Origin of the sequence: Acinetobacter sp. P8-3-8, assembly GCF_000214135.1 — a bacterium.
In the GTDB taxonomy this organism is placed as follows: Bacteria; Pseudomonadota; Gammaproteobacteria; order Pseudomonadales; family Moraxellaceae; genus Acinetobacter.
Genome location: NZ_AFIE01000098.1, coordinates 1 through 3,941 on the forward strand (window position 1 = coordinate 1; position 3,941 = coordinate 3,941).

The window sequence follows — 3,941 nt, forward strand, 5'->3', positions numbered from 1 at the left end:
TGCTGCGATACTTTGAGCATCGCCCGAGGCATACGCCAGCTGAATTGTTTTTTCATAAGCCTTTTGAAGATCCGCTTGAGTAGCCTGGCCACTCTGGCGTACTGTTTCAAAATCAGCCAATGCCATTTGGGCTGACAATCGAAGTTGCTCTTTGGTTTTAATACCAAGGCGCTCAAAAGCCTTTCCTGTTTCATCTAAGACATCAGGTAACTCAGAAGTAGCTCTCTTTATTGCAACAATACCCAATTCAACCTGCTTGGTTGAGAATACTCCTTGTGCCTCAAACTCACGCATCTTGGCATTTGCTGCATCAATCTCCGCTTGGCTTTTAGCCTTGCTAAGCCACTCCTCCCATGCTTGGTAAAGCACATCACCAGCCTGTTTACCTGTATACCCTGCCTCACCTAACTTTGTCTTGAGTCCATCCAGTTCATTCCCTGAACTAGAAAATGACTTGGAGACCCTGTTTAGCGAAACATCAAGGTCCACACCAAATAGCTTGGCAGCTGCAGATGCTCTTGAATAAGCCGTTTCTGCCACTTGGCCAGATCCGGTATTAGCCTTATTTAATTCAGCAATTCGTAAATCACGGTTATTGGCCAACTCTGCTTCTTTAGCATTGATGGCATTAATTGAGGATTGGGCAGATGCTAAGGCGTTTAAATCACCAGACTTTTTGGCTTGTTCAATCTGCTGTTCCAGAATTGCACGTTCAGCTGCAGCCTGTTTCTGATAAGCCAGATACTCTTCATCGGCTTTTTTAACATTCTCCTTGGCCAGCTTTAAGGCTTCTTCCTTTTTAGCAGCACTTTCAGCAGCCTGTTCTGCACTCTGACTCGCCTGAACACTAACCTTTCCCGCCTCATTGATGGTAACGATATAGCCCTTGGTTAATAGATCGGCCTGCATCACGCCATCCATGACACCGCCATTGGCTTTGATAGCAGCCTCGGCATAAGCCTGAACCGCATTTAACTTTTCGGACTCCGTAGCTTTTTTTCCATTAACTTCTGATTGCTGATCAGAAAGTAATTGCTCCAACTCCTGCTTGGATAAAGCTAATCTTTCTGCTGTTTTTTGTCCTTGAGTTTGAGCTGCCTCATTTAGGCGTTGTACACCCTTTGACTGAAACTCTTGGGCCTCACGATCAGCTTCAGCGTAATACTCCTTGGCTTTGTCTTTCATCAAGTCGGCATTGGCTGCGAACTGTTTACTTACATCCCCCCAAGTAAGTGCAGCCATAGCACTGTTTGCAGCAGAGGCAAGCATAAAGAAGTTGCCTGTCGCAACTTTAAGGATAATACCGATTGCTGTAAGACCATCGCTTACAAAGCCAAATGTAATTCCCAGTCCTTGGAAAATTCGCTCCAAGAAGCTAACTTGTTCACCTGCAGATGAAACCCCTCCTGTGAACGAGGAAAAAATAGATAACGTGTTTGTTATTGATGTGCCAAGAGTATCGAGAACAACCACACCAAACTCATATACCTGGGTTACCAGATCCTTAACCGCATCATAAGCAGCAGATATGGCATTTTTGAAGGCATCAATAGTGCTTGCATCAATCCCGCCTTGCAAATCCCCAATTAACGAAGCAAGACCAAGACCAACATCATCCAAGAATACTTTTATAATTCCCAGATTATCAGCTACTACAACCAAGGCATCAGCAACAGCGGCACTCGAACCATTAGCCTGATCCATTTCACCAATTACAATCTGCCACGATGTAGCTATACGCTGTAGAGCGTTACTGATAGTAGTTGGAAACTGGTTGTAGGTTTCTTGGGTCTGGGTAGCCTGGCTTTGAACGGCCTTGATAACTCGCTCTGACGAAAGCTCGCCATTTTCAGCCATTTTTCGGAGCTCACCAGTAGTGACTCCCAATCCTTTGGCTAAAGCCTCTGCAAGACCATAACCATTCTCCATAATGGAGTTAAATTCTTCACCGCGAAGAACACCGCCCTGCATGGCTTGGATGAATTGCTGTACAGCCGCTTCACTAGCCTGAGCTGAACCACCACCGATCTGAATTGCTTGGGTAACTGTTTTAGTAAGGTCTAACGCTTGTTGCTGCGTCATCCCCATTTCTTTGCCGACTGTATTCAATCGGGTGAATAAGCTAGCTGTAGCATCTAGACTGGAATTAGTGGCTAATGCTACCTGATGAACTCCTGCCATTGCAGAAGAGAAATCCCCTCCTTCACGGGTAGCAATCTGAATGCGTACAGATAGGTTGGTATAGGAATCCGCGGCCTCTGCTAATTCACGAAGGCCCAAACCAATACCAATACCGCCCATAACACCAATAAGGGCGGTAAATCCGGTTTTTAGTACCCCTATTCCCTTCTGTGCCGTCTGAGCAGCTGTATCCGTTTCTTTTAGGCTTGTATTGGCTTTGCCCACTTCTGCCTGAAATCCGCTAAAAGCCTGATCTGCTTGCTGAACTTCTTTTTCAAGTTGATCAACCTGGACTTGTGCTTTTTCAATATCTGCAGGTGAAGCTTTAGTTTTTGAAAACGCCTCAAGGTTTTGCTTAGCCTGAGCCAAATCACTCTTAAGTTGACCTAGGGCTTTTTCGGTCTTATTGCCAAAATCAGTAAAATTGCCTGCTGTAGATTTTGCGTTATCACCAGCATCTTTAATAATACCTGTAGCAGCATTTAGAGATTGAGAGAGCTTGTCCGCTAATTCACTGGTACCTTTTGGGATAATATTTCCCATCTCTTTAGAAGCATCAGTGGTTGCTTGTTTTAACCGCTCTGATTCTTGCTTTATTGCGCTAAAAACAGACTTTGCCGCATCTTCTGATTGCTTAATATTGCCAACAAAACCTTTAGTGTCGGCTTCCATGATTAATTTGAATGTTAAATTTTTACCAGACATGCTGACCTCTAAATTTTAGGCAATAAAAAACCCGCCAAAGCAGGTATAGGTTAGGTATTAAAAAAGCACCCTAAGGTGCTTTTTTTGTCCACATCTCACATCTTCCCAGTTCGAATTCCTTCTTAAACGAAGATCCCCTTAATACCAGTAATGCACACCGACATCCACGTTTGGGTTTCTCCCAGTGCAATACCGCTTGCTCCAAAAAATCATCATCTATATTAAAAATCTTGTTGCTATAAAGCTTACATTCATCCGGTGTGAGATTGTCCATGACGGGTGACCACAACAGTTTATGCGCGCCAGCCCATGCTGGTTTGTTCTTCGCCTGCTTATAGTCTTCAAAAAAGCAATGTCTATTGAAAAACCATGCAGCATAATAATCATCAGTCTTTATTAATTCGACATCTATCTGATTTCTCAGAAATAGCGGAACTAATGATATATATCGTTCAACGAATTTTTGATGTAATTCCTCACATTTTTTTAATTTCCTATTTTTTAAATGTCCAAAAATATCAAGAATTTCGTATTTGTAGAATCTTTTATCAGCATTACACTCAACCCCAGTATTGTGCAATTGTTCAACCTCATCAGCATTAAAAGTAGACTGAAACCATGCTTTATGGTTGCTTGCTTCTATTTTTGATTGCTCATGGATCATCATTTGCAAACCTGACTCCAGGCTTTTTGAAAATCACTTGAATCCATGTTTTCACCTTCAACAGCAACTATTGCTGGACTTGCAATAAAGCGCCTAAATCCAGTGTAACCTCCAAAACTATTCTTGCTATTAACCTCACCGCAGTTGCCATTATGATTTCTTATTTCGGCACTATCTGGATCTTTTAGAAAGTTCTTCAGTGCAATACGTGAATCTGTTTGTATTTGAATTCTCTTCGACTGCTCAGATTGGCTGCTGGCTACAGTTTTTGCTGAAGCCTGGACTGGATCAGCTTGAGAATTTGAATCATCATTTGCTAAAAAAGGCAAAGCAATAAAAAGTAATAATGCAAATACCCCCAATAAAATATACGATCTTTTCATGTTCATAT

The 3,941-nt window shown here is 42.5% G+C and carries 3 protein-coding genes; all 3 read right to left on the bottom strand.

Annotated elements, in window-relative coordinates:
- Positions 1–2,886, bottom strand: a 2,886-nt coding sequence (locus tag GGG_RS0118300; protein WP_010117659.1) for a tape measure protein, incomplete at its 3' end; no start/stop codon positions are given.
- Between the two features lie 70 nt (positions 2,887–2,956).
- The gene (locus GGG_RS0118305; RefSeq protein WP_010117660.1) at positions 2,957–3,553 is read right to left on the bottom strand and encodes a hypothetical protein; all 597 of its coding nucleotides are present in this window, start codon (positions 3,551–3,553) and stop codon (positions 2,957–2,959) included.
- The coding region (locus GGG_RS0118310; RefSeq protein WP_010117661.1) for a hypothetical protein at positions 3,550–3,941 on the bottom strand (392 nt) is incomplete at its 5' end. The genes GGG_RS0118310 and GGG_RS0118305, both read right to left, overlap by 4 nt.